The 23,655-nt window shown below is 71.6% G+C and carries 19 protein-coding genes and 2 pseudogenes; 2 read left to right on the top strand and 19 right to left on the bottom strand.

Going from position 1 to position 23,655, the window contains the following annotated elements; all coding sequences use genetic code 11:
• Nucleotides 1-15 precede the first annotated feature (15 nt).
• The 4 genes from LNW71_RS28510 to fmt form a co-directional block, all read right to left on the bottom strand.
• Nucleotides 16-1,032 carry a sugar-binding domain-containing protein gene (locus tag LNW71_RS28510; RefSeq protein ID WP_250972176.1) on the bottom strand — a complete coding sequence of 339 codons (1,017 nt, stop codon included), beginning with the start codon at nucleotides 1,030-1,032 and terminating at the stop codon, nucleotides 16-18.
• A 164-nt stretch (nucleotides 1,033-1,196) separates the two neighbouring features.
• Nucleotides 1,197-1,880: a ribulose-phosphate 3-epimerase gene (gene rpe, locus LNW71_RS28505; RefSeq protein WP_250970822.1), complete on the bottom strand. Its 684-nt coding sequence runs from the start codon at nucleotides 1,878-1,880 to the stop codon at nucleotides 1,197-1,199.
• Between the two features lie 132 nt (nucleotides 1,881-2,012).
• Nucleotides 2,013-3,446, bottom strand: coding sequence for a transcription antitermination factor NusB (locus tag LNW71_RS28500; RefSeq protein WP_250970821.1), 1,434 nt, complete (start codon nucleotides 3,444-3,446; stop codon nucleotides 2,013-2,015).
• 165 nt (nucleotides 3,447-3,611) lie between these two features.
• A complete protein-coding gene (fmt, locus tag LNW71_RS28495; protein ID WP_250970820.1) occupies nucleotides 3,612-4,544 on the bottom strand; it encodes a methionyl-tRNA formyltransferase in 933 nt (310 codons plus the stop codon).
• A 229-nt stretch (nucleotides 4,545-4,773) separates the two neighbouring features.
• On the opposite strand from fmt, the gene LNW71_RS28490 reads away from it, so the two are divergent.
• Nucleotides 4,774-5,319, top strand: a complete 546-nt coding sequence (locus tag LNW71_RS28490) for a hypothetical protein (protein WP_250970819.1) — start codon at nucleotides 4,774-4,776, stop codon at nucleotides 5,317-5,319.
• 181 nt (nucleotides 5,320-5,500) lie between these two features.
• On the opposite strand, the pseudogene LNW71_RS28485 reads toward LNW71_RS28490, so the two are convergent.
• The 14 genes and pseudogenes from LNW71_RS28485 to pyrR form a co-directional block, all read right to left on the bottom strand.
• Nucleotides 5,501-7,644: pseudogene (locus LNW71_RS28485) on the bottom strand (primosomal protein N').
• Between the two features lie 309 nt (nucleotides 7,645-7,953).
• The gene (gene metK, locus LNW71_RS28480) at nucleotides 7,954-9,162 is read right to left on the bottom strand and encodes a methionine adenosyltransferase (protein ID WP_250970818.1); all 1,209 of its coding nucleotides are present in this window, start codon (nucleotides 9,160-9,162) and stop codon (nucleotides 7,954-7,956) included.
• A 240-nt stretch (nucleotides 9,163-9,402) separates the two neighbouring features.
• Nucleotides 9,403-10,605, bottom strand: coding sequence for a bifunctional phosphopantothenoylcysteine decarboxylase/phosphopantothenate--cysteine ligase CoaBC (coaBC, locus tag LNW71_RS28475; RefSeq protein WP_250970817.1), 1,203 nt, complete (start codon nucleotides 10,603-10,605; stop codon nucleotides 9,403-9,405).
• A 144-nt stretch (nucleotides 10,606-10,749) separates the two neighbouring features.
• On the bottom strand, nucleotides 10,750-11,022 hold the full coding sequence (rpoZ, locus tag LNW71_RS28470; RefSeq protein WP_003970369.1) for a DNA-directed RNA polymerase subunit omega: 273 nt from the start codon (nucleotides 11,020-11,022) through the stop codon (nucleotides 10,750-10,752).
• Nucleotides 11,023-11,125: 103 nt separating this feature from the next.
• On the bottom strand, nucleotides 11,126-11,743 hold the full coding sequence (gene gmk / locus LNW71_RS28465) for a guanylate kinase (RefSeq protein ID WP_250970816.1): 618 nt from the start codon (nucleotides 11,741-11,743) through the stop codon (nucleotides 11,126-11,128).
• A 38-nt stretch (nucleotides 11,744-11,781) separates the two neighbouring features.
• Nucleotides 11,782-12,105 (bottom strand): integration host factor, encoded by a 324-nt coding sequence (locus tag LNW71_RS28460; RefSeq protein WP_018524251.1) that lies wholly within the window; start codon nucleotides 12,103-12,105, stop codon nucleotides 11,782-11,784.
• A gap of 245 nt (nucleotides 12,106-12,350) precedes the next feature.
• Nucleotides 12,351-13,190 (bottom strand): orotidine-5'-phosphate decarboxylase, encoded by an 840-nt coding sequence (gene pyrF / locus LNW71_RS28455; RefSeq protein ID WP_250970815.1) that lies wholly within the window; start codon nucleotides 13,188-13,190, stop codon nucleotides 12,351-12,353.
• Nucleotides 13,187-14,295: pseudogene (locus LNW71_RS28450) on the bottom strand (quinone-dependent dihydroorotate dehydrogenase). Before LNW71_RS28450 ends, pyrF begins: the two are co-directional and overlap by 4 nt.
• A 56-nt stretch (nucleotides 14,296-14,351) precedes the next feature.
• Nucleotides 14,352-17,660, bottom strand: a complete 3,309-nt coding sequence (gene carB / locus LNW71_RS28445; RefSeq protein ID WP_250970814.1) for a carbamoyl-phosphate synthase large subunit — start codon at nucleotides 17,658-17,660, stop codon at nucleotides 14,352-14,354.
• Entirely contained in the window at nucleotides 17,653-18,795 is a 1,143-nt protein-coding gene (gene carA / locus LNW71_RS28440; protein ID WP_250970813.1) for a glutamine-hydrolyzing carbamoyl-phosphate synthase small subunit, read from the bottom strand. The genes carB and carA overlap by 8 nt, the downstream gene beginning before the upstream one ends.
• Nucleotides 18,792-19,379, bottom strand: coding sequence for a hypothetical protein (locus LNW71_RS28435; RefSeq protein ID WP_250970812.1), 588 nt, complete (start codon nucleotides 19,377-19,379; stop codon nucleotides 18,792-18,794). Before LNW71_RS28435 ends, carA begins: the two co-directional genes overlap by 4 nt.
• Nucleotides 19,376-20,662 (bottom strand): dihydroorotase, encoded by a 1,287-nt coding sequence (locus LNW71_RS28430; protein WP_250970811.1) that lies wholly within the window; start codon nucleotides 20,660-20,662, stop codon nucleotides 19,376-19,378. The genes LNW71_RS28435 and LNW71_RS28430 overlap by 4 nt, the downstream gene beginning before the upstream one ends.
• A 2-nt stretch (nucleotides 20,663-20,664) precedes the next feature.
• Nucleotides 20,665-21,660 (bottom strand): aspartate carbamoyltransferase catalytic subunit, encoded by a 996-nt coding sequence (locus tag LNW71_RS28425; protein ID WP_365399242.1) that lies wholly within the window; start codon nucleotides 21,658-21,660, stop codon nucleotides 20,665-20,667.
• An 86-nt stretch (nucleotides 21,661-21,746) separates the two neighbouring features.
• Nucleotides 21,747-22,331, bottom strand: a complete 585-nt coding sequence (gene pyrR, locus LNW71_RS28420; RefSeq protein WP_250970810.1) for a bifunctional pyr operon transcriptional regulator/uracil phosphoribosyltransferase PyrR — start codon at nucleotides 22,329-22,331, stop codon at nucleotides 21,747-21,749.
• A gap of 222 nt (nucleotides 22,332-22,553) precedes the next feature.
• Between pyrR and bldD the strand changes: the two genes are divergently transcribed.
• On the top strand, nucleotides 22,554-23,054 hold the full coding sequence (gene bldD / locus LNW71_RS28415) for a transcriptional regulator BldD (RefSeq protein ID WP_014157378.1): 501 nt from the start codon (nucleotides 22,554-22,556) through the stop codon (nucleotides 23,052-23,054).
• Nucleotides 23,055-23,223: 169 nt separating this feature from the next.
• Here the strand turns inward: bldD and nusB are convergent, their stop codons facing one another.
• Complete coding sequence (gene nusB / locus LNW71_RS28410; protein ID WP_250970809.1) at nucleotides 23,224-23,655, bottom strand: transcription antitermination factor NusB; 432 nt, start codon at nucleotides 23,653-23,655, stop codon at nucleotides 23,224-23,226.

Genomic DNA, 23,655 nt, shown 5'->3' with positions numbered 1-23,655 from the left:
CCCTCCCGTTTCGGCTCACTCCCCGTCCGGGTCGGCCCGCTCCAGTGCGGGCCTGCGCGGCGCGGCCGACTCGGTCAGCAGGTAGTCCGCCGCCGCGGTGTCCGTCACCAGGCTGGTGACCAGTCCTGACCGCAGCACCGCGCCGATCGCCGCGGCCTTGCGCTGACCGCCCGCGATCGCCACCACCTCGGGGATCCGGCGCAGCCGGTCCGCCTCGACCGTGATGCAGCGCTCGCCCAGGTCACGGCCGACCCGCCGGCCGTCCGAGTCGAAGAGGTGCGCCGACATCTCGGCGGCGACCCCGAGCGAGGCGTAGTGCTCGCGCTCCTCGTCGGACAGCATGTCGTGGACGGTGGAGATGCCGGGCTCCCAGGAACCGATGGAGACCGCGGCGACCGTCACCTTGTCGAAGTACTCGAAGGCCCGGGCGATGCCGGTCTGGTGGCGCAGCGCGGCGGCCGTGGCAGGGTCGGGCAGCAGCATCGGCGCGTAGATCGGGTGTGCCTCGCCGCCGGACACCTGGGCGGCCCGCCGGACCGCCTCGACCGAGCCGCGCTCGGCGGTCCCCGCGTCGTACACCCCGGTCAGCTGCACGACCGTGCACGGCGGCAGCCGGTCGAGGGCCGCCGCCATGTGGATCGTGGACCGGCCCCAGGCGAGCCCGAGTACATCGCCCTCGTTCACCAGTTCGCCGAGCAGGTCGGCCGCGACCTCGCCCAGGTTCTCCGGGTCGGCGGCGTCGTCCTGCTCCTCCGCGGGGGACTCGACCACGACGGCGTGACGCAGCCCGTAGCGGGCGCGGAGCGCGTCGGAGCGTTCGGCGTCCAGCTCGGCGGGGACCCGGATCTCGATCCGTACGAGGTCACGCTCCAGCGCCGTCTCCAGGACCCTGGCGACCTTGAAGCGGCTGACGCCGAACTCCTCGGCGATCTGGATCTTGGATTTGCCCTCGAGGTAGAAGCGGCGGGCCATGGCCGCCGCCTGCACCAGCTCCGCGGGCCCCATCCGCAGGGCGGACCGGCCCGCCGACATTGCAGACACCGCGTTCTCCTCACTGCTGTTCACGCTCGTGATACGCCGTTCATCCTGTCAGATACGGCGATCCTTGACCGGTCCCGTCGGACCGCGTTCATCTGCCCTTGGCCGGGCCGACCTGCGGTCGGGGGCCGCAGCGGCTGCCTGAGCCGTCGCCGGCGTCAGTGGCCGCACGCCCACTGCGCCGAGGCGATCGCTCCGTCGGCCTTGGCCCGCAGGGCCCGTACCGCTTCGGCCGGGTCCTTGGCGCCGTAGACCGCCGAGCCCGCGACGAAGACGTCCGCGCCCGCGTCGGCGCACCGCTCGATGGTGGACTCGGAGACCCCGCCGTCTACCTGGAGCCACAGTTCGAGACCGTGCCTGGAGATCAGCTCACGGGTGCGGCGGATCTTCGGCAGCATGATGTCCAGGAAGGACTGGCCCCCGAAGCCCGGCTCCACCGTCATGATCAGCAGCATGTCGAGCTCGGGGAGCAGGTCCTCGTACGGCTCGATGGGCGTCGCCGGCTTCAGCGCCATGGACGCGCGGGCGCCCTTGGCCCGGATCTCCCGCGCCAGCCGCACGGGAGCGGCTGCGGCCTCCACGTGGAAGGTGACGGAACCCGCCCCCGCCTCGACGTACTGCGGGGCCCAGCGGTCCGCGTCCTCGATCATCAGGTGGCAGTCCAGCGGCGTGCTCGTGGCCCTGCTGAGCGCTTCCACGATCGGAACGCCGAGGGTCAGATTGGGCACGAAGTGGTTGTCCATGACATCGACATGGAGCCAGTCGGCGCCTTCGACGGCCTTCGCCTCGTCGGCGAGGCGTGCGAAGTCGGCGGAGAGAATGCTGGGGTTGATCTGGGCCATGGGCCAAGCCTGCCATGTTCTGCGGCACTTCCCCGCTTCGGTGCGCTCCAAAGCCTCACGGGATCATTACGGTTCGCACATTCCCGGCTTTTTCGCCCCCGCAGGGGACGGCCGGGCCGTTGACCGGCGTGATCAGCCGGTACGCCGCAGGACGGCCAGGTACATCGCGTCCGTGCCGTGCAGATGCGGCCACAGCTGTACGTCGGGTCCGTCGCCCAGGGCGGGCACCCCGGGCATCAGCGGACGCGCGTCCACCCACTCGGCCTCGACCGGCGCCCCGCCGCGGCCCTTGAGCACGTCCTCGACGACCACCCGGGTCTCCGCGAGGTGCGGGGAGCAGGTCGCGTATCCGACGACGCCGCCGATCCGTACGGCCTTCAGCGCCTCGCGCAGCAGACCGCGCTGCAGCGGCGCGAAGCTCTCCAGGTCCTCCTTGCGGCGGCGCCAGCGGGATTCCGGCCGGCGGCGCAGCGCGCCGAGTCCCGAGCACGGGACGTCCATCAGGATCCGGTCGAAGGTGTCGGGCTGCCAGGGCGGCCGGGTGCCGTCGGCGGTGATCACCTGGTACGGGCCGGGGTTGCCGGCCAGTGAGCGCTCGACGAGGCGCGCCCGGTGCGGCTGCTTCTCGGCGGCCAGCAGGGCGGCACCGCGTCCGGCCGCGAGGGCGGCCAGCAGGGCGGCCTTCCCGCCGGGGCCGGCGCAGCCGTCGAGCCAGCGGGTGTCGCGCCCCTCCAGCGGGGCGTTGGCCAGGGCGGCGGCGACGAGCTGGCTGCCCTCGTCCTGGACACCGGCCCGGCTCTCCTGCACGGCGGTCAGCGCTCCGGGCTCGCCGCCCTCCGCCATCCGCACGGCATAGGGCGACCAGCGGCCCGGCAGGCCGTTCTCCTCGCCGAGGGCCTCCAGCAGCTCCTCGGTGGTGGAGCGGCCGGGCCGGGCGACCAGGGTGACCTCGGGCCGTTCGTTGTCGGCCTCCAGCAGGTCCTCGATCCCGGCGCGGCCACCGCCCAGCGCGTCCCAGAGCGCGGAGACGACCCACCGCGGGTGCGAGTGCACGACGGCGAGGTGGTCCTCGGCGTCGTCCTCGTACGAGGGCGCGACCCGCGCGACCCAGCCGTCGAGGTCGTCTGCGGACACCTTGCGCAGCACGGCGTTGACGAACTTGGCGCGCCCCTCCCCCAGCACCACCCGGGCCAGCTCCACACTGGCGGAGACCGCCGCGTGGGTCGGGATGCGGGTGCCGAGCAGTTGGTGCACGCCCATGTTCAGCACGTCCAGGACCGGCGGGTCGACCTCGCGCAGCGGCCGGTCGATGCAGGCGGCGACGATCGCGTCGTACGTGCCCTGCCGGCGCAGCGTCCCGTAGACCAGCTCGGTCGCCAGCGCCGCGTCCCGGTTGTCGAAGTCGCCCTTGGCACGGGCCTTCTTCAGCAGCGGGGGAAGCACGAGGTTGGCGTACGCGTCGCGTTCGTCGACGGCCCGGAGGGCCTCGAAGGCAAGGAACCGGACCGGGTCCTTCTGCGGGCGGCGGTGCGGGGTGGAGGGACGGCGACGCGGCTGGTCGTTCACGTGAAAGGTGCTCCGCTGATGGTGAGAGGGCGAACCCACCCAGCCTACGTCCCCGCCCCGGCCCTGCGGTCCGCCGGACGGGCCTCGGGTTTCGTCCGGGCCGGGCCGGACCCGCGAGGTGCGGTGCCAGGGCACGCGAGCCCGGCATGACCCGAACGAGAGGCCCTAGATGCCCACGAGCTCGCCGGGGACGATGCGCACCCCGCGCGCCCAGTCCGCCGCGCGCATCGGCTTCTTGCCCTGCGGCTGGACCCAGAGCAGTTCGATCGCGTGCGATCCGGTGCCCACGTGGACGTGGTTCTTGCCCGCCGACAGTTCGCCGGGCGCCAGATCGGTCCGGTCCAGGGTGGGCACGGCCTGGATCAGCTTGAGCCGCTCCCCGCGGAAGACCGTCCAGGCTCCGGGGGCGGGGGTGCAGCCGCGGACCACCCGGTCGACGCGCAGGGCGGGCGCCGACCACTGGACCTGGGCGTCCTCGACGGTGATCTTCGGCGCGAGGGTGATCCCCTCGGCGGGCTGCCGCACGGCGTGCAGGGTGCCGTCCTCGATGCCGTCCATGGTGGCGGAGAGCAGTCCGGCCCCGGCGAAGGCCAGCCGGGTCAGCAGGTCACCGCTGGTGTCGGTGGGGCGGACCTCCTCCGTGAGGACGCCGTACACGGGCCCCGAGTCGAGCCCCTCCTCGATCAGGAAGGTGGAGGCACCCGTCACCTCGTCGCCCGCCATGACCGCGTGCTGCACGGGTGCGGCGCCGCGCCAGGCGGGCAGCAGCGAGAAGTGGAGGTTGACCCAGCCGCGGGCGGGCACGTCGAGCGCGGTTCTGGGCAGCAGTGCCCCGTAGGCGACGACCGGGCAGCAGTCCGGCGCGATCTCCCGCAGCCGCGCCAGGAAGTCCTCGTCCCGTGGTCTGGCCGGCTTGAGCACCTCGATACCGGCCTCCTCGGCCCGCTCGGCGACGGGACTGGCCACCAGGTGGCGGCCACGCCCCGCTGGTGCGTCGGGCCGGGTCACGACGGCGGCGACCTCATGCCGGTCGGAGGCGATCAGGGCGTCAAGTGCGGGTACGGCTACCTCGGGGGTGCCTGCGAAGACGAGCTTCATGGGTGGCTGACTGCCTCTCAGGCCGAAACGTTACGGTGACGAGCAACGCACAAGTCTATGGGTCCGGCACCCGGGGGGCGTACGCACGGTTGCGCGCCCCTTGCCTACGCGTATACGCCCCCGGAGCGTGACCACATCCCCCGGTGAGGCGTTGGTCAAGAGAGATTGACCGAAGCGAGCCGCCACGGTGCGGCCGATCGCTTTCAACGCCGGTTCGAGAGGCTTCTTCATGGCCGACCACGCAACCCACGACGCCCAAGCGCGGGCCAGCCTGCATCTTCTGGTGCGGGACATCGAGCGGGTCCGGCGGCAGGTGGACGCACTACGCACGCTCACCGCCCAACTGGGCAACGTCTACCGTCCGCGCCGCTCCGGCCCGTCCGCGGGCTTCGTCGTCTACGGCAGGGCCCCGGCCCCCACCGTCAGGCTGGCCCAGGAACTGCGGGACAGCGTCGAGACCCTGGTGACCGCGGCAGTGGACTTCGACCGTTCACTGGGCTTCTCCTGGGACGCGGTGGGCTCCGCGCTCGGAGTCACCAAGCAGGCGGTCCACCGCCGCTACGGCGCCCGGCGGGCCGCCCCGCAGCCGTTGCCGGCCGAGGCCGCCGAGCCTCTGGCGCAGCGTCCGGTACCGGTGGTCCCCGGGTCCTCCGCCGCTCCCGCCCTGCCCGCCGTCCCGGCCGCGCGCTCGATGCCGCCGCAGCCGTCGGCGGACCGCCCGTCCCTGCGCGAGGACCTGCGCCCCGGAGCCTTCCCTGGCCCGCGCAACGGCTGACGCGACACCCCGTGCCTGTCCCGCCGCACCACGCCGGGACAGGCACTCCCATACCCTGACGCGGCCCGCGCACCCTCAAGCTCGTCCGGAGCTCGTCCGGAGCTTGCGGACAAGGCGCCAGGCGGGCGCCCCCACGCCCTCCGTCGCACCCGTCACCGGGCGCCGCCTCACCCGCGCCCCGTCACCCGATGTCCGGCGGATCCACCCGAATCCGCACCGCACCCCCGCCGCCCCGGGACATCCGAGCCGCCTGCGCCCCCTTCAGAGCGGCCGCCAGCGCCGCCCCGCTGCCCGGGCGCACCCGGATCAGAGCCCGCTCCCAGGTCTCCCCCGGCGGCGCGTCGAACGGTCTGCGGGGCCGTCCCGGCTCACCGCCGGGCACCGGCACCGGGCCCAGCACCTCCGCGTCCGGCGGCAGCTCCGCGGCGGCCAGGAACGCGGCGAGCGCCTGGGGCTCACCGGTCACCGACGCCATCCGGGACACCGGCGGGAAGCCCAGTTCGGCGCGTTCCGCCAGCTCGCGGCGCGCGTGCCCGACCGGGTCCCAGCGCACCAGGGCCTGCACGGGCCGCAGCGTGGGCTCGGCGACGATCACCACCGTGCCGCCCTCCGGCTGCCCCCGCACCAGCGCGGCGGCGGCGGTCCAGCGCCGCAGCGCCTCCTCCCCGGCCCGCAGGTCGGGGCGGCCGACCATCGCCCAGCCGTCCAGCAGCAGAGCCGCCGCGTACCCTCCCTCGGCGACCGGCTCGGCCCCCGGGGTGCTGACCACCAGGGCGGGCTGGTCCGGCACCGAGTCGAGCACGTGGTCACGGCCGGAGGTCCGCACCGGCACGGCCGGAAACGCCCGCCCCAGTTCCTCCGCGGTGCGCCGGGCACCGACGATCTGGGCGCGCAGCCTTCGGGCCCCGCAGGCGACGCAGTGCCAGGCCGTCTCGGCCCGCCCGCACCAGGCGCAGTTCAGATCCTGCTGGTCCGGCGCCTCCAGCGGTCCCGCGCAGTGCCGGCACCGGGCCGGCTCCCGGCAGCGCTCGCAGGCCAGCCGCGGGGCGTATCCACGGCGCGGCACCTGCACCAGCACCGGGCCGCTGCGCAGCCCGTCCCGCACGGTCTGCCAGGCAAGGCTCGGCAGCCTGGCGGCCCGGGCGGCGCCGTCCCGCGCGAGCTCGCCGTCACCGACGGTCCGCACCAGCGGCGCCGCGATCCGTGTCTGCTCCCGGTCGGCGCGCAGCGGCAGCGCCCAGCCGCTCTCCACCAACTGCGCCGCCTCCACCGTGCAGTTCGTACCGCCGAGGAGGAAACCGCACCTGCTGTGCGCGGCCCGCAGCTCCAGGACCTCGCGGACATGGGGGAAGGGGGCGTTGTCATCGCTGTGGCTGGAGTCCCCGTCGTCCCAGATCGCGACCAGGCCGAGGTCGGCGACCGGGGCGAACATCGCGGCCCGGGTCCCCACCACCGCCCGGACCGACCCGCGCCGCACGGCGAGCCACTCCCGGTACCGCTTCTCGGGGCCCGAGCCGGCCGTCAGCAGTGCGTGGCGGCCCTCGCCGAGAATCCCGTGGAGCGCGGCGTCCACCCGCCCCGCGGTCCGCCCGTCGGGGACGACTACCAGCGCACCGCGCCCCGATGCGAGGGTCGCGGCAACGGCTCCGGCGATCTCCTGCGGCCAGTGCGGGCCCGGCAGCGCGGTCCACACGGCCCGGGGCGCACCGCCCTCGGCCAGCGCGGTCAGGAACGCCGGGCCCTGTCCGTACCGCTCCCAGCTGCCCGGTGCGGGGGCCGGCGGGGCGGCAGCGGCTCGGGGGACGGCTTGGATTCGGCCCGGGCGTTCCTGGGCGGCACCGCGAGTTGCAGGACGTCCGCGAGGCTGCCCGCGTACCGGTCGGCGACGGCCCGGGCGAGGCCGAGCAGCTCGGGGCCGAGCACCGGTTCGGGTGAGACGACGGAGGCGAGCGCGGCCAGGGCGCCGTTGTAGTCGGACTCGGCCAGCCGCTCGACCAGGAACCCGTCGATCAGCCCGCCGCCCTCACGCCGGCCGCCCCGGACGTTGCGCCCGCCGGCTCCGAAGCGCACCCGCACCCGCACTCCGGGCCGTGCGTCGGCGTCGAGCTCCTCGGGCACGGCGTAGTCGAAGTACTGATCGAGATGGAGAGCGCCCTTGTTCACCAGGACGCGGGCGACGGGCAGTTCCCTGGCGAGCGTGGCCCCGCGCCAGGTCCGCGGCTTGGCCCTCGGCACCTCGGCCTTGCGGACGGTCTCCCGAATCAGCGCAAGCTGCTCCGGTGCCCCGGCATCGGGCTCGTCGGGTCGCTTGTCGTCGCTGCTCACAGCCAAATTCCTACCAGACGCCGCTGACAGCGGCGCCGGACATGTGGCTCTCCCGAGATCAGGCGGGCCACGGCGGGATTCCCTTCGACACGGGGCTCGCGCCCCGCTCCAGAAGTATCCGCGGCCCTCGCACCGGGAGAGCGCCATCGTAGGGCCCCGCCTGCGGCCGTGCGCCCGCATTTCCCGCCGCCCCGGTGCCGGGCGGCCCGGTCCGCTGCGGGCGGACGGAACGCCGGAGCCCGGACGCCGATGAGGCGTCCGGGCTCCGGCGCACTGAGAAGCTGCCCACCGCATAGGCAGGCGGCGGACCTACAGGCCCGCGGCCTTGCGCAGCGCGTCCACCCGGTCCGTGCGCTCCCAGGTGAAGTCGGGGAGCGCGCGGCCGAAGTGGCCGTACGCGGCGGTCTGGGCGTAGATCGGGCGGAGCAGGTCGAGGTCGCGGATGATCGCGGCCGGGCGGAGGTCGAAGACCTCGCCGATGGCGTGCTCGATCTTCTCGGTCTCGATCACCGCGGTGCCGAAGGTCTCCACGAACAGGCCCACCGGCTCGGCCTTGCCGATCGCGTACGCGACCTGCACCTCGCAGCGGGCGGCGAGGCCCGCGGCGACGACGTTCTTGGCGACCCAGCGCATGGCGTACGCGGCCGAGCGGTCCACCTTCGACGGGTCCTTGCCGGAGAAGGCGCCGCCGCCGTGCCGGGCCATGCCGCCGTAGGTGTCGATGATGATCTTGCGGCCGGTCAGACCGGCGTCGCCCATCGGGCCGCCGATCTCGAAACGTCCGGTCGGGTTGACCAGCAGGCGGTAGCCCTCGGTGTCCAGCTTGATGCCGTCCTCGATCAGCTGCCCGAGCACGTGCTCGACGACGAACTCGCGGATGTCGGGCGCGAGGAGCGAGTCGAGGTCGATGTCGCTGGCGTGCTGCGAGGAGACGACGACCGTGTCGAGGCGGACGGCCTTGTCGCCGTCGTACTCGATGGTGACCTGGGTCTTGCCGTCGGGACGCAGGTACGGGATGGTCCCGTTCTTGCGGACCTCGGAGAGGCGGCGGGACAGCCGGTGCGCGAGGTGGATCGGCAGCGGCATCAGCTCGGGCGTCTCGTCGCAGGCGTAGCCGAACATCAGGCCCTGGTCGCCGGCGCCCTGCTTGTCGAGTTCGTCCTCGTCGCCCTCGACCCGCTTCTCGTACGCGGTGTCGACGCCCTGCGCGATGTCGGGCGACTGCGCGCCGATGGACACCGAGACGCCGCAGGAGGCGCCGTCGAAGCCCTTCTTGGAGGAGTCGTAGCCGATCTCCAGGATCTTGTCGCGCACCAGCTGGGCGATCGGGGCGTAGGCCTTGGTCGTGACCTCACCCGCAACATGCACCTGCCCGGTGGTGATCAAGGTCTCGACGGCGACACGCGACGTCGGGTCCTCGCGAAGCAGTGCATCGAGAATGGTGTCGCTGATCTGGTCAGCGATCTTGTCGGGGTGACCCTCGGTGACGGACTCCGAGGTGAAGAGACGGCGGGACACATCGCTCCCTGGGGTTGCAGCGGCTGCTGGCTGATCATTGGGCGGACGGCCGGGAGCTGCGCCCGGGTCGGTCCTGGACCAGTTTATCGGTCGGCTCCGGCTGTCGGACAACGTGTCTCGCCCTTTGGGAGTTCTGTGACATGCGGCACGATCGCCCGGATGGCCCCAGGCGGCTTCCGAGGAGGCCGCCGATGCCGGTATTCCAGGGGGTCGCACCGCACGGGCGACGACACGAGAAATTCATCCAAGACGTGACGACACGAGGTCCCAGACCGTGTCGGCGAGCGCCTCCTTGGGCCCGTACGGCACCGGGGTCTCGCCACCGCCGGCGGCGAGCACCACCGCTTCGTTCTCCTCCGAGCCGAAGGTCTTGCGCTCCCCCACCTCGTTGACCACCAGGAGGTCGCAGCCCTTGCGGCGGAGCTTGTCGCGGCCGTTGGCCAGGACGTTGTCGGTCTCGGCGGCGAATCCGACGACGATCTGTTCCGGGCGGGCGCGCCGCGCGGCGACCTCGGCCAGGATGTCCGGGTTGCGGACGAGCGCGATCGGCGCGGGCTCCTGACCGTCCTTCTTCTTGATCTTCCCGGTGGCGTACTCGGCCGGGCGGAAGTCGGCGACCGCCGCCGCCATCACCACGACATCCGCGTCCTGCGCCGCCTTGAGCACGGCCTCGCGCAGCTGCACCGCGGTCCCGGCCCTGACGACGTCCGCGCCGGACGGGTCGGGCAGTCCGGTGTTGGCCTCCACCAGCGTGACCCGCGCGCCGCGGGCGACCGCGGTGCGGGCGAGGGCGTACCCCTGCTTCCCGGAGGAGCGGTTGCCGAGGTAGCGGACCGGGTCGAGCGGCTCCCGGGTGCCGCCCGCGCTGATCACCACGTGGCGGCCGGTCAGGTCCGGGGCGAGCGGACCGCGGGCCAGCACCCGGCGGCAGACCTCGAAGATCTCCGCCGGGTCGGGCAGCCGGCCCTTGCCGGTGTCGACCCCGGTGAGCCGGCCGACGGCGGGCTCGATGACGACGGCGCCCCGGCGGCGCAGGGTGGCGACGTTCTCCTGGGTGGCCGGGTGCTCCCACATCTCGGTGTGCATGGCGGGCGCGAAGACGACCGGACACCGGGCGGTGAGCAGGGTGTTGGTCAGCAGGTCGTCGGCCAGCCCGTGAGCGGCCTTGGCGAGCATGTCCGCGGTGGCGGGGGCCACGACGACGAGGTCGGCGTGCTGTCCGATCCGCACGTGGGGGACCTCGTGGACGTCGTTCCAGACCTCGGTGGACACCGGGTGGCCGGAGAGCGCCGACCAGGTGGCCGCGCCGACGAAGTGGAGCGACGCCTCGGTCGGTACGACCCGTACGTCATGGCCGGACTCGGTCAGCCGCCGCAGCAGCTCGCACGCCTTGTAGGCGGCGATGCCCCCGCTGACGCCCAGGACGACCTTCGGCTTCTCCACTGCGTCTCCCCGCACTCGGGTACGTACTCGGATACGTACGCACCCATGCTGCCTCACCGGCGCGGACGCCGGTCCGGCGCCCCGGACACACCACAGGCCCGGCGGTGGTGACCGCCGGGCCTGTGGTGAAGGTACGTTTCCTGCTTACTGCGCGGGGCCCTCGATGGCCTCGGAGGTGAGCAGGCCCGCGTTGATCTCGCGGAGCGCGATCGAAAGCGGCTTCTCGTGCACATGCGTGTCGACGAGCGGACCGACGTACTCGAGGAGTCCCTCACCGAGCTGCGAGTAGTACGCGTTGATCTGGCGCGCGCGCTTGGCGGCGTAGATCACGAGGCTGTACTTCGAGTCGGTTGCTTCGAGGAGCTCATCAATCGGCGGGTTGATGATGCCCTCGGGCGTGGTGATGGAAGAGGACACGCTCTGCCTTCCGAAAGGGGGTGAAGATCAAAGAAATCTTTGACAGTCAGGGGCTGTGTGGTGCGGTCGCCGTGTCATCGCCGCCACTGCGCGGCTACTACGCTCAGTCGCTGTCGGCACGGTGGCCGGAAGCCTCCAGCATCAAGGCTAGCAGCTCACGTGCCACATCCTCGACGGAGGTGTTGACAAGCGTCGTATCGAACTCGGATTCGGCAGCCAGTTCGACCTTGGCCGCCCCGAGACGACGCTCGATCACGTCGGGCGCCTCGGTCCCGCGGCCGGTGAGCCGACGGACCAGCTCGTCCCAGCTCGGCGGTGCCAGGAAGACCAGCTGGGCGTCGTCCATCGACTGCCTGACCAGCCGGGCGCCCTGGAGGTCGATCTCCAGCAGCACCGGCTCACCGGCCTCCAGCCGCTCCTGCACGGCCCGGCGCGGCGTGCCGTAGCGGTTGCCGGCGAACTCGGCCCACTCCAGCAGCTCGCCGTTGGCGATCAGCTTGTCGAACTCCTCGTTGTCGACGAAGAAGTAGTGGACACCGTTGCGTTCACCGGGGCGGGGCCTGCGGGTCGTCGCCGACACCGAGAGCCACACCTCGGGGTGGACCTTGCGCATATGCGCGACGACCGTGCTCTTGCCGACCCCCGAGGGGCCGGAGAGCACGGTCAGCCGCGGACGTACGTCCGGGGGTACGGGGGACGTCCCCCGGGATGTTGCAGCCATGGGGCGATTATCCAGGTTCTCAGGAGTGCCTGAGAACGTCAGGCGGCGCTGCCGCCGAACTCACGCTCCAGGGATGCGATCTGGTTGGAGCCAAGACCCCGGACACGGCGGCTCTCGGAGATGCCGAGCCGCTCCATGATCTGCTTGGCGCGGACCTTGCCCACGCCGGGCAGGGACTCCAGCAGGGCGGAGACCTTCATCTTGCCGATGACGTCGTTCTCCTGGCCCGACTTGATGACCTCATGGAGGGAGGCGCCGGAGTGCTTGAGTCGATTCTTGACCTCGGCCCGCTCCCGGCGAGCCGCGGCGGCCTTTTCGAGCGCGGCTGCGCGCTGTTCAGGGGTAAGGGGCGGAAGAGCCACGCCTACGTCACCTCGGATGTCGATCTGTCGGATACGGACCGGTGAGGCAACGGGATCGCCCCTCACCTGGTGAGCAACGAACAACCTGTGTGCGTTGGCTCTCGACGGAGACTAGCGGCCAAGGCCGCCGGAGTCAGCGAGAACAGACGAAAAGTCCTGGTCAGCCTTTGCCGACCAGGACATTCCTGGCATAACAACCGAGTTTTTTGGTCAGGATTACGTCAACGCGCTGTTACGTGGGATCGTCAGCCGTCCGAGACGGCCGCGCGCACCTCGTCCGCGAACCGTTCGGCGGCTTCGCGCAGCCCTGATGCGGACGGACCGTGGCGCAGCACGCCCCGGCTGACGCTGGGCAGTACGTTGCGCACCGCGTCGCCGAACACCCCCGGCAGGTCCGCCGGGGTCGCACCCTGGGCGCCGATGCCGGGGGCGAGCAGCGGGCCGTTGACCGCCAGGTTCACCCCCGCGTCGCCGAGCGTGGCCCCGACCACCGCGCCGACCGAGCCGAGCGGGGTGGCCCCCTCGTTCTCGGCCGCCATGTGGTCGAGCATCAGCTGGGCCAGCGAACGGCCGTCGGCCGCCGTCGCCCGCTGCACCTCGGCGCCCTCCGGGTTGGAGGTGAGGGCGAGGACGAAGACGCCCGAGCCGGAGACCGCGGCCGCGTCGAGCGCCGGCCGCAGCGAGCCGAAGCCGAGGTACGGCGAGACGGTCACCGCGTCGGAGAACAGCGGCGAGTCCTTGTCCAGGTAGGTCGCGGCGTAGGCACCCATGGTGGAGCCGATGTCGCCGCGCTTGGCGTCCATCAGGACGAGCGCACCGGCCGCGCGGGCCTCCTCGACGGCCTTCTCCAGGACGGCGATGCCGCGCGAGCCGAAGCGCTCGAAGAACGCGGACTGCGGCTTGAGCACCGCGACCCGGTCGGCCAGTGCCTCGACGACCGTACGGGTGAAGCGCTCCAGGCCCGCGACGTCGTCGTTCAGCCCCCAGGAGGTGAGCAGGGAGCCGTGCGGGTCGATGCCGACGCAGAGCGGACCACGGGTGTCCATGGCCCGCCGCAGACGTGCGCCGAAGGGTTCCAGGGTCATTTCGCTGCCTTCCGGGTTTCCGCGCCGACGGCGTCGGCGAGGGTGGGGTACGGGGAGGCGGCCAGGCGCGCGGCCAGGCCCTTGTGGATCGCCCTGGCGTAGAACGGGCCCTCGTAGATGAAGGCGCTGTAGCCCTGCACGAGCGTGGCACCGGCCAGGATGCGCTGCCAGGCGTCCTCGGCGTTCTCGACGCCCCCGACGCCCACCAGGGTGATCCGGTCGCCCACCCGGGCGTACAGGCGGCTCAGGACCTCAAGGGAGCGCTCCTGGAGGGGCGCACCGGACAGGCCGCCGGTCTCCTCGGTCAGGGACGGCGCGGACTTCAGGCCCAGGGTGTCGCGGGCGATGGTGGTGTTGGTCGCGATGATGCCGTCCAGACCCAGCTCGACCGCGAGGTCGGCAACCGCGTCGACGTCCTCGTCCGCGAGGTCGGGAGCGATCTTGACGAGCAGCGGGACCCGGCGGCCGGTGACGCTGCGGTCGGCCGCCTCGCGCACGGCGCTCAGCAGCGGGCGCAGCGACTCGGTGGCCTGGAGGTTGCGGAGACCGGGGTGTTGGGCGAGGAGACGTTGACGACGAGGTAGTCGGCGTGGGCGGCGAGCCGCTCGGTGGACTTCACGTAGTCGGCGGCGGCCTCGGCCTCCGGCACGACCTTGGTCTTGCCGATGTTGACGCCGACCGTGGTCCGGAAGACCGGCACGCGGGCGGCCAGCCGCTCGGCGACGGCGGCCGAGCCCTCGTTGTTGAAGCCCATGCGGTTGATCAGGGCGCGGTCGGCGACGAGGCGGAAGAGCCGCTTCCTGGGGTTGCCGGGCTGCGGTTCGCCGGTGACCGTGCCGATCTCGATGTGGTCGAAGCCGAGCATCGACATGCCGTCGATCGCCACGGCGTTCTTGTCGAAGCCCGCGGCGAGGCCGAAGGGGCCGTGCATCCGCAGGCCGAGTGCCTCGGTGCGCAGTTCCTTGTAGCGGGGAGCGAGCGCGGCGGCGACGAAGGTGCGCAGGACGGGGGTGCGGGCGGCCAGCCGGATCCAGCGGAACGCCGCGTAGTGGGCCTGCTCCGGGTCCATGCGCTTGAAGACCAGCTGGAAGAAGAGTTTGTACATCACGGTGTCCTCATGAAGAGGGGGACACCGTTTCCGGTGTCCCCCTGCTGGCTTCTCTAGTCGCGTGCCGCGGTCAGATGTTCCGCGTGTTCCTGGAGCGAGCGCACGCCCACGTCCCCGTGGTTGAGGGCGTCGATGCCCTGGACCGCCGCGGCGAGCGCCTGGACCGTGGTCAGGCACGGTACGGACCGGGCGACGGCCGCGGTGCGGATCTCGTAGCCGTCGAGCCGGCCGCCCGTCCCGTACGGCGTGTTGACGATGAGGTCGACCTCGCCGTCGTGGATCAGCTGGACGATCGTCTTCTCGCCGTTCGGGCCCTCGCCCTCGGACTGCTTGCGCACGACGGTGGCGTTGATGCCGTTGCGCTTGAGCACCTCGGCGGTGCCGGAGGTGGCCATCAGCTCGAAGCCGTGGGCGACCAGCTCCCGCGCCGGGAAGATCATCGAACGCTTGTCGCGGTTGGCGACCGAGATGAAGGCGCGGCCCTTGGTGGGCAGCGGGCCGTACGCGCCGGCCTGCGACTTGGCGTACGCCGTGCCGAAGACCGAGTCGATGCCCATGACCTCACCGGTGGAGCGCATCTCCGGGCCGAGGACCGTGTCGACGCCGCGGCCGTGGATGTCGCGGAAGCGCGACCACGGCATGACGGCCTCCTTGACGGAGATCGGCGCGTCGAGCGGCAGCGTGCCGCCGTCGCCGTGCCTCGGCAGCAGGCCCTCCTCGCGCAGCTCCGCGACGGTGGCGCCCAGCGAGATCCGGGCGGCGGCCTTGGCGAGCGGCACCGCGGTCGCCTTCGAGGTGAAGGGGACGGTGCGCGAGGCGCGCGGGTTGGCCTCCAGGACGTAGAGGATGTCACCGGAGAGCGCGAACTGGATGTTGATCAGTCCGCGCACGCCGACGCCCTTGGCGATGCCCTCGGTGGAGGCGCGCAGCCGCTTGATGTCGTAGCCGCCGAGGGTGATCGGGGGCAGCGCGCAGGCGGAGTCCCCGGAGTGGATGCCGGCCTCCTCGATGTGCTCCATGACGCCGCCGAGGTAGAGCTCGGTGCCGTCGTAGAGCGCGTCGACGTCGATCTCGATGGCGTCGTCGAGGAAGCGGTCGACCAGGACCGGCCGGGTGGGGCTGATCTCGGTGGACTCGGAGATGTACGAGGAGAGCCGGGTCTCGTCGTACACGATCTCCATGCCGCGGCCGCCGAGCACGTACGACGGGCGTACGAGGACGGGGTAGCCGATCTCGTCGGCGATGGCCTTGGCCTCGGCGAAGGTGGTCGCGGTGCCGTGCTTCGGGGCGGGCAGCCCCGCCTCGGCCAGGACGCGGCCGAAGGCGCCGCGGTCCTCGGCGGCGTGGATGGCCTCCGGGGAGGTGCCGACGACGGGCACACCGTTGTCCTTGAGGGCCTGCGCGAGGCCCAGCGGGGTCTGGCCGCCCAGCTGGACGATGACACCCGCGATCGGGCCGGCCAGGGACTCGGCGTGCACGATCTCCAGCACGTCCTCGAGCGTCAGCGGCTCGAAGTACAGGCGGTCGGAGGTGTCGTAGTCCGTGGAGACCGTCTCCGGGTTGCAGTTGACCATCACGGTCTCGTAGCCCGCGTCGCTCAGTGCGAAGGAGGCGTGGACGCAGGAGTAGTCGAACTCGATGCCCTGGCCGATGCGGTTGGGGCCGGAGCCGAGGATGATCACCGCAGGCTTGGTGCGGGGCGCGACCTCGCTCTCCTCGTCGTAGGAGGAGTAGAAGTACGGCGTCTTCGCGGCGAACTCGGCGGCGCAGGTGTCGACCGTCTTGTAGACCGGACGGATGCCGAGCGCGTGCCGGACCTCGCGGACGACGTCCTCGCGCAGACCGCGGATCTCGGCGATCTGGACGTCCGAGAAGCCGTGCCGCTTGGCGTCCGCCAGCAGCTCGGGCACGAGCTTGTCGGCGTCGGCCAGCTCGTCGGCGATCTCCTTGATCAGGAAGAGCTGGTCGACGAACCAGGGGTCGATCTTCGTGGACTCGAAGACCTCTTCCTGGGTGGCGCCGGCCCGGATGGCCTGCATGACGGTGTTGATCCGGCCGTCGGTCGGCCGGACCGCCTCGGCCAGCAGCTCCGCCTTGTCGCCGGGCTCGCCGGTGAAGGCGAACTGCGAGCCCTTCTTCTCCAGGGAGCGCAGGGCCTTCTGCAGCGCCTCGGTGAAGTTCCGGCCGATCGCCATGGCCTCGCCCACCGACTTCATGGTGGTGGTGAGGGTGGAGTCGGCGGAGGGGAACTTCTCGAAGGCGAAGCGCGGGGCCTTGACCACGACGTAGTCGAGGGTCGGCTCGAAGGAGGCCGGGGTCTTCTCGGTGATGTCGTTGGGGATCTCGTCGAGCGTGTAGCCGACGGCCAGCTTGGCGGCGATCTTGGCGATCGGGAAGCCGGTGGCCTTCGACGCCAGCGCCGAGGAGCGGGAGACCCGCGGGTTCATCTCGATCACGATGACGCGGCCGTCGACCGGGTCGATGGCGAACTGGATGTTGCAGCCGCCGGTGTCGACGCCGACCTCGCGGATGATCGCGATGCCGATGTCGCGCAGCCGCTGGTACTCGCGGTCGGTGAGCGTCATCGAGGGAGCCACGGTGATCGAGTCACCCGTGTGGACGCCCATCGGGTCGAAGTTCTCGATGGAGCAGACGACCACGACGTTGTCGTTCTTGTCGCGCATCAGCTCCAGCTCGTACTCCTTCCACCCGAGGATGGACTCCTCCAGGAGCACCTCGGTGGTCGGGGAGAGCATGAGGCCCTGTCCGGCGATGCGGCGCAGCTCCTCCTCGTCGTGGGCGAAGCCGGAGCCGGCGCCGCCCATGGTGAAGGAGGGGCGGACGACGACCGGGTAGCCGCCGAGGGTGTCGACGCCCTCGATGATGTCGTCCATCGTGTGGCAGATGACCGAGCGGGCGGACTCGCCGTAGCCGATCTTCGCCTTGACGGCCTCGACGACGCCCTTGAAGAGGTCGCGGTCCTCGCCCTTGTTGATGGCCTCGACGTTGGCGCCGATGAGCTCGACGCCGTACTTCTCCAGGACACCGTTCTCGTGCATGGAGATCGCGGTGTTCAGTGCGGTCTGGCCGCCCAGGGTGGGGAGCAGCGTGTCGGGGCGCTCCTTGGCGATGATCTTCTCGACGAACTCGGGGGTGATCGGCTCGACGTAGGTGGCGTCGGCGATCTCCGGGTCGGTCATGATCGTCGCCGGGTTGGAGTTCACCAGGATGACGCGCAGGCCTTCGGCCTTGAGGACACGGCACGCCTGGGTGCCGGAGTAGTCGAACTCGGCGGCCTGGCCGATGACGATCGGACCGGAGCCGATGACCAGGACGGACTGGATATCGGAGCGCTTAGGCACGCTGGCCCTCCATCAGGGATACGAAGCGGTCGAAGAGGTACGCGGCGTCGTGCGGGCCCGCGGCTGCTTCGGGGTGGTACTGGACGCTGAAGGCCGGCCGGTCCAGGAGCTGGAGTCCCTCGACGACCTGGTCGTTCAGGCACACGTGGGAGACCTCGGCGCGCCCGTAGGCCGTGTCGGAGACCTTGTCCAGCGGGGCGTCGACGGCGAATCCGTGGTTGTGCGCGGTGACCTCGACCTTGCCGGTCGAGCGGTCCTGCACGGGCTGGTTGATGCCGCGGTGGCCGTACTTCAGCTTGTAGGTGCCGAAGCCGAGCGCACGGCCCAGGATCTGGTTGCCGAAGCAGATGCCGAAGAGCGGGGTCCTGCGCTCCAGGACGCCCTGCATGACGGAGACCGGGTGGTCGGCGGTGGAGGGGTCGCCGGGGCCGTTGGAGAAGAAGACGCCGTCGGGCTGCACCGCGTACACCTCCTCCAGCGTGGCGGTGGCGGGCAGGACGTGCACCTCGATGCCGCGCTCGGCCATCCGGTGCGGGGTCATCCCCTTGATGCCGAGGTCGACCGCGGCGACGGTGAACCGCTTGGTGCCGACCGCCGGGACGACGTACGTCTCCTTGGTGGCGACCTCGGCGGAGAGGTCGGCGCCGCTCATCTGGGGTGCCTGGCGCACCTTGGCGAGCAGCGTCTCCTCGTCGGCGAGCGCGCTGCCGGAGAAGATGCCGACGCGCATCGCGCCGCGCTCGCGCAGGTGGCGGGTGAGGGCGCGGGTGTCGATGCCGCTGATGCCGACGACGCCCTGGTCCGCGAGCTCCTCGTCGAGCGAGCGCTGCGAGCGCCAGTTCGAGGGGATGCGGGCGGGGTCCCGGACGACGTATCCGGCGACCCAGATCCGCTTCGACTCGGGGTCCTCGTCGTTCACACCGGTGTTGCCGACGTGCGGGGCGGTCATCACGACGACCTGGCGGTGGTACGAGGGGTCGGTCAGCGTCTCCTGGTAGCCGGTCATGCCGGTGGAGAACACCGCCTCGCCGAAGGTCTCCCCCACAGCCCCGTAGGCGCGGCCGCGGAAGGCGCGGCCGTCCTCCAGGACGAGTACGGCGGGAGCTTTGGCGGCTCCCCGGGTGGAGATCGTCATCGTGCGGTGCCTTCCGTAGTGCTGGTGAGGTGGTTGACGGCCTCGACCCAGGCGGGGTGTTCGGCCGAGCGGTCCGAGCGGAACCCGGAGTCGATCAGCTCGTCGCCGAGGGCCCAGGTGATGATCAGCAGGCCGCCCTCGGGCAGGACCTTGCCGGCGAGCGCCTTGTCGATCCGGGCCTCGCGCAGGTCGGCTGCGGGGACGAAGAAGTCCGCCGCGCCGGGCCGTACGACGTCCAGGCCCTGTTCGGTGAGGGTCAGCTCGACGCGGCTGCGGGTGCCGAGGCCGTGGGCGACGATGCGGTCGAGCCACTGCCCCGCGGTCGTCGAGGCGTGGTAGCGCCCGGTGAGGGTGAGCAGCTTCTCGCCGTCCGCGAATCCGTCCGGGGTGGTGGCGAGGTCGGACAGGCCCGACTGGAGGCTTCCGCGCCACTTCCATCCCTGGCGCATCAGCCAGTAGACGAACGCGATGAGGACGAGCAGGCCGATCACCCAGCTGATCCGGGCGGACCAGTCGGTCACGTCCGCCGACTTCTGCTCGGCGGCCAGTTGGTACAGCTGATGTGTGGGGCTGAGTGTTGTCACGCGAGCTTCCCGTCGACGACCGTGGCACGGCCCCGCAGGAAGGTGTGGGTCACTCGGCCCGGCAGCTCGCGCCCCTCGTACGGAGTGTTGCGGCTGCGGGAGGCGAAGCCCGCGGGGTCAACCACTCCACGGTATGCCGGATCGACCAGGGTGAGGTTGGCGGGCTCACCCGCCGAGACGGGCCGGCCGTGTCCGTCGAGCCGGCCGATGGCGGCGGGGCGCAGGGACATCCGGTCGGCGACGCCGGCCCAGTCGAGCAGACCGGTCTCGACCATCGTCTGCTGGACCACCGAGAGCGCGGTCTCCAGGCCCACCATGCCCATGGCGGCCGCGGCCCACTCGCAGTCCTTGTCCTCGTGCGGGTGCGGGGCGTGGTCGGTGGCGACGCAGTCGATGGTGCCGTCCGCGAGCGCCGCACGCAGGGCCAGGACGTCGGCCTCGGTGCGCAGCGGCGGGTTCACCTTGTAGACCGGGTCGTAGGACCGTACGAGCTCGTCGGTGAGGAGCAGGTGGTGCGGGGTGACCTCGGCGGTGACGTTCCACCCCTTGGACTTGGCCCAGCGGACGATCTCCACGGACCCTGCGGTGGAGAGGTGGCAGATGTGGACGCGGGAGTCGACGTGCGCGGCGAGGAGGACGTCGCGGGCGATGATCGACTCCTCGGCTACGGCGGGCCAGCCGCCGAGGCCGAGCTCGGCCGAGACGATGCCCTCGTTCATCTGGGCGCCCTCGGTCAGGCGGGGCTCCTGGGCGTGCTGGGCGACGACTCCGTCGAACGCCTTCACGTACTCCAGCGCGCGGCGCATGATCACCGCGTCGTCGACGCACTTGCCGTCGTCGGAGAAGACCTTCACTCCGGCGGCCGAGTCGTGCATCGCGCCGAGTTCGGCCAGCTGCTTGCCCTCCAGGCCGACGGTGACGGCGCCGATGGGCTGCACGTCGCAGTAGCCGGACTCCTTGCCGAGCCGCCAGACCTGCTCGACGACACCGGCGGTGTCGGCGACCGGGAAGGTGTTGGCCATGGCGTGCACGGCGGTGAAGCCGCCGACCGCTGCGGCCTTGGTGCCGGTCAGGACCGTCTCGGAGTCCTCCCGGCCGGGCTCGCGCAGGTGGGTGTGGAGGTCGACCAGGCCGGGCAGCAGGACCTGGCCCGCCGCCTCGATCACGGTGGCGTCGCCGGCGTCGAGCCCGGTGCCGACCGCCGCGATGGTCTCGCCGTCGATCAGGACGTCCTGCGGCTCGCCGCCGAGGACCTTCGCGCCGCGGATAAGGATCTTGCTCATGGTTACTTGTTCTCCTCGGTACGGGCGACGGGCGACGGGTGGGAGGGGGCGGCGGGCTCGGAGCCGCCCAGCAGCAGGTAGAGCACGGCCATCCGGATCGAGACCCCGTTGGCGACCTGCTCGACGACCGTGCAGCGGTCGGAGTCGGCGACCTCGGCGGTGATCTCCATGCCGCGGACCATCGGGCCGGGGTGCATGACGATGGCGTGCTCGGGCATCTTCGCCATCCGCTCGCCGTCCAGGCCGTAGCGGCGGGAGTACTCGCGCTCGGTCGGGAAGTACGCGGCGTTCATCCGCTCACGCTGCACACGGAGCATCATCACCGCATCCGACTTCGGCAGCACCTCGTCGAGGCTGTAGCTGATGTCGCACGGCCACTTCTCGACGCCGACCGGCACCAGGGTCGGCGGGGCCACCAGGGTGACGTGGGCGCCGAGGGTGGTCAGCAGGTGGACGTTGGAGCGGGCGACCCGGCTGTGCAGGATGTCGCCGACGATCGTGATCCGGCGTCCGTCCAGGTCCCGGCCGAGTCCGGTGTCGGCCCCGACCAGCCTGCGGCGCATGGTGAAGGCGTCCAGGAGGGCCTGTGTGGGGTGCTCGTGGGTGCCGTCACCGGCGTTGACGACCGCGCCGTCGATCCAGCCGGACGTGGCCAGGCGGTACGGGGCGCCGCTGGCGCCGTGCCGGATGACGACCGCGTCCGCGCCCATCGCCTCCAGGGTCAGGGCGGTGTCCTTGAGCGACTCGCCCTTGGAGACGGACGAGCCCTTGGCGGAGAAGTTGATGACGTCCGCGGACAGCCGCTTGGCGGCGGCCTCGAAGGAGATGCGGGTGCGCGTCGAGTCCTCGAAGAAGAGGTTGACGACGGTTCGCCCGCGCAGGGTGGGGAGCTTCTTGATCGGCCGGTCCGCGACCCTGGCCATTTCCTCGGCGGTGTCGAGGATCAGGACGGCGTCGTCGCGGGTGAGGTCTGCGGCCGAGATGAGGTGGCGCTTCATCTGGGTGTTCTCCGGGTGGCTGGAGGATTCAGGCGTGCGGGCGTGCCGGAGCGGCCGTACGGCAGGTGAGCCGTACGGACGCGCAGCTACTGCTCGCCCGCCGGGGCGGTCCGCTCGACGCCGAGCAGCACGGCGTCGCGGCCGTCCTCCTCGGCGAGCTGGACCTTGACCGTCTCCCGCAGCGACGTGGGGAGGTTCTTGCCGACGTAGTCGGCGCGGATCGGGAGTTCGCGGTGGCCGCGGTCGACGAGGACCGCGAGCTGTACCGCGCGGGGCCGGCCGATGTCGCCGAGCGCGTCGAGCGCGGCACGGATCGTGCGGCCGGAGAAGAGGACGTCGTCGACGAGGACGACCAGGCGGCCCTCGATCCCCTCGCCGGGGATCTCCGTGCGGCCCAGGGCGCGCGCAGGGCGCATCCGCAGGTCGTCCCGGTACATGGTGATGTCGAGCGAGCCGACCGGCATCTTCCGGCCGGTGATCTCTTCGAGTTTGTCGGCGAGCCGGCGGGCGAGGAAGACGCCCCGGGTCGGGATGCCGAGAAGCACCACATCGTCGGCGCCCTTGGCGCGTTCGACGATCTCGTGGGCGATGCGGGTGAGTACTCGGGCGATGTCGGGAGCCTCGAGAACGGGGCGTGCCGCATTGCCGGTGGCGTCGTGCTGTGCGTCCATAAGAAACGGACCTCCTTCTCCGCCTCACTGGACGGATCTTAAAGGACGTCGAAATTGCGTCATCCACGTTACCAGGGCTTGTGCAGGGCCCTCGTCGCACCCCCGGGAGGTGCCGGTCCGGACCGTTTCAGCTTGACGCACCCAAGTAACGCTGCGTAACCTCACAGTGAGTTACCAGCCACGCGGCGGAGCCGCGAAATGTTCCAGCGTCCCGGGAGCCTTATGTCCAGCGAATACGCAAAGCAGCTCGGTGCCAAGCTCCGTGCCATCCGCACCCAGCAGGGCCTCTCCCTCCATGGCGTGGAGGAGAAGTCACAGGGCCGCTGGAAGGCCGTCGTGGTCGGTTCGTACGAGCGCGGCGACCGTGCCGTGACCGTGCAGCGCCTCGCCGAGCTGGCCGACTTCTACGGCGTCCCGGTGCAGGAGCTCCTGCCCGGTACGACGCCCGGCGGCGCCGCCGAGCCGCCGCCGAAGCTCGTCCTGGACCTGGAGCGCCTCGCCCACGTCCCGCCGGAGAAGGCCGGACCGCTGCAGCGCTACGCGGCGACGATCCAGAGCCAGCGCGGCGACTACAACGGCAAGGTGCTCTCGATCCGCCAGGACGACCTCCGCACGCTCGCGGTGATCTACGACCAGTCGCCTTCCGTGCTGACGGAACAGCTGATCAGCTGGGGTGTGCTGGACGCGGACGCCCGTCGCGCGGTCGCCCACGACGAGGGCTGAGCCACACCAGCAGAAACGTACCGCCGGATCGGTGGGGCCCTATCCCGGACGCCCCGCCGGTCCGGCGTTTCGTTTTCCGCCCTGCCCCGCGCCGAGGGCAGCCGGTGCACGACGAAGGGCCCGCGGTCGGTCGACCGCGGGCCCTTCGTCGGCTGAGCGCCGCCGGCAGCTACTGCTCCCGGCGGAGGTTCGGCTTGAGCTCCTTGAAGCGGGCCAGCAGCCCGTTCACGAAGGACGGGGAGTCGTCGGTGGAGAACTCCTTGGCGATCTGCACCGCCTCGTCGATCACCACCGCGTCCGGCGTCGCGTCCACCCAGATCAGCTCGTACGCACCGAGCCGCAGGATGTTCCGGTCGACGACCGGCATCCGGTCGATCTCCCAGTCCACGGCGTAGGTGACGATGAGGTCGTCGATCCGGTCCGCATACTGCGCGTACCCCTCGACGAGCTCCATCGTGTACTCGGTGACCGGCGGCTGACGGGTGTCGGTCCGCGAGTGCCGTACCCAGTCCGCGAGGACCGTCTTCACGGACTCACCGCGCTGGTCGGCCTCGAAGAGGATCTGGAAGGCGCGCTTGCGGGCCGTATTCCGGGCAGCCAC

It is taken from the genome of Streptomyces sp. RKAG290 (assembly GCF_023701695.1).
GTDB lineage: Bacteria > Actinomycetota > Actinomycetes > Streptomycetales > Streptomycetaceae > Streptomyces.
This window is presented reverse-complemented; position numbering and strand designations above follow the sequence as displayed.

Excerpts from the sequence above, each read along its gene's own strand:
- LNW71_RS28510 (WP_250972176.1), bottom strand. The coding sequence starts at position 1,032 with ATGTCGGCGGGCCGGTCCGCCCTGCGGATGGGGCCCGCGGAGCTGGTG.
- rpe (WP_250970822.1), bottom strand. The coding sequence starts at position 1,880 with ATGGCCCAGATCAACCCCAGCATTCTCTCCGCCGACTTCGCACGCCTC.
- fmt (WP_250970820.1), bottom strand. The coding sequence starts at position 4,544 with ATGAAGCTCGTCTTCGCAGGCACCCCCGAGGTAGCCGTACCCGCACTT.
- LNW71_RS28490 (WP_250970819.1), top strand. The coding sequence starts at position 4,774 with ATGGCCGACCACGCAACCCACGACGCCCAAGCGCGGGCCAGCCTGCAT.
- gmk (WP_250970816.1), bottom strand. The coding sequence starts at position 11,743 with ATGGCTGCAACATCCCGGGGGACGTCCCCCGTACCCCCGGACGTACGT.
- pyrF (WP_250970815.1), bottom strand. The coding sequence starts at position 13,190 with ATGACCCTGGAACCCTTCGGCGCACGTCTGCGGCGGGCCATGGACACC.
- carA (WP_250970813.1), bottom strand. The coding sequence starts at position 18,795 with ATGACGATCTCCACCCGGGGAGCCGCCAAAGCTCCCGCCGTACTCGTC.
- LNW71_RS28430 (WP_250970811.1), bottom strand. The coding sequence starts at position 20,662 with ATGAGCAAGATCCTTATCCGCGGCGCGAAGGTCCTCGGCGGCGAGCCG.
- LNW71_RS28425 (WP_365399242.1), bottom strand. The coding sequence starts at position 21,660 with ATGAAGCGCCACCTCATCTCGGCCGCAGACCTCACCCGCGACGACGCC.
- pyrR (WP_250970810.1), bottom strand. The coding sequence starts at position 22,331 with ATGGACGCACAGCACGACGCCACCGGCAATGCGGCACGCCCCGTTCTC.
- bldD (WP_014157378.1), top strand. The coding sequence starts at position 22,554 with ATGTCCAGCGAATACGCAAAGCAGCTCGGTGCCAAGCTCCGTGCCATC.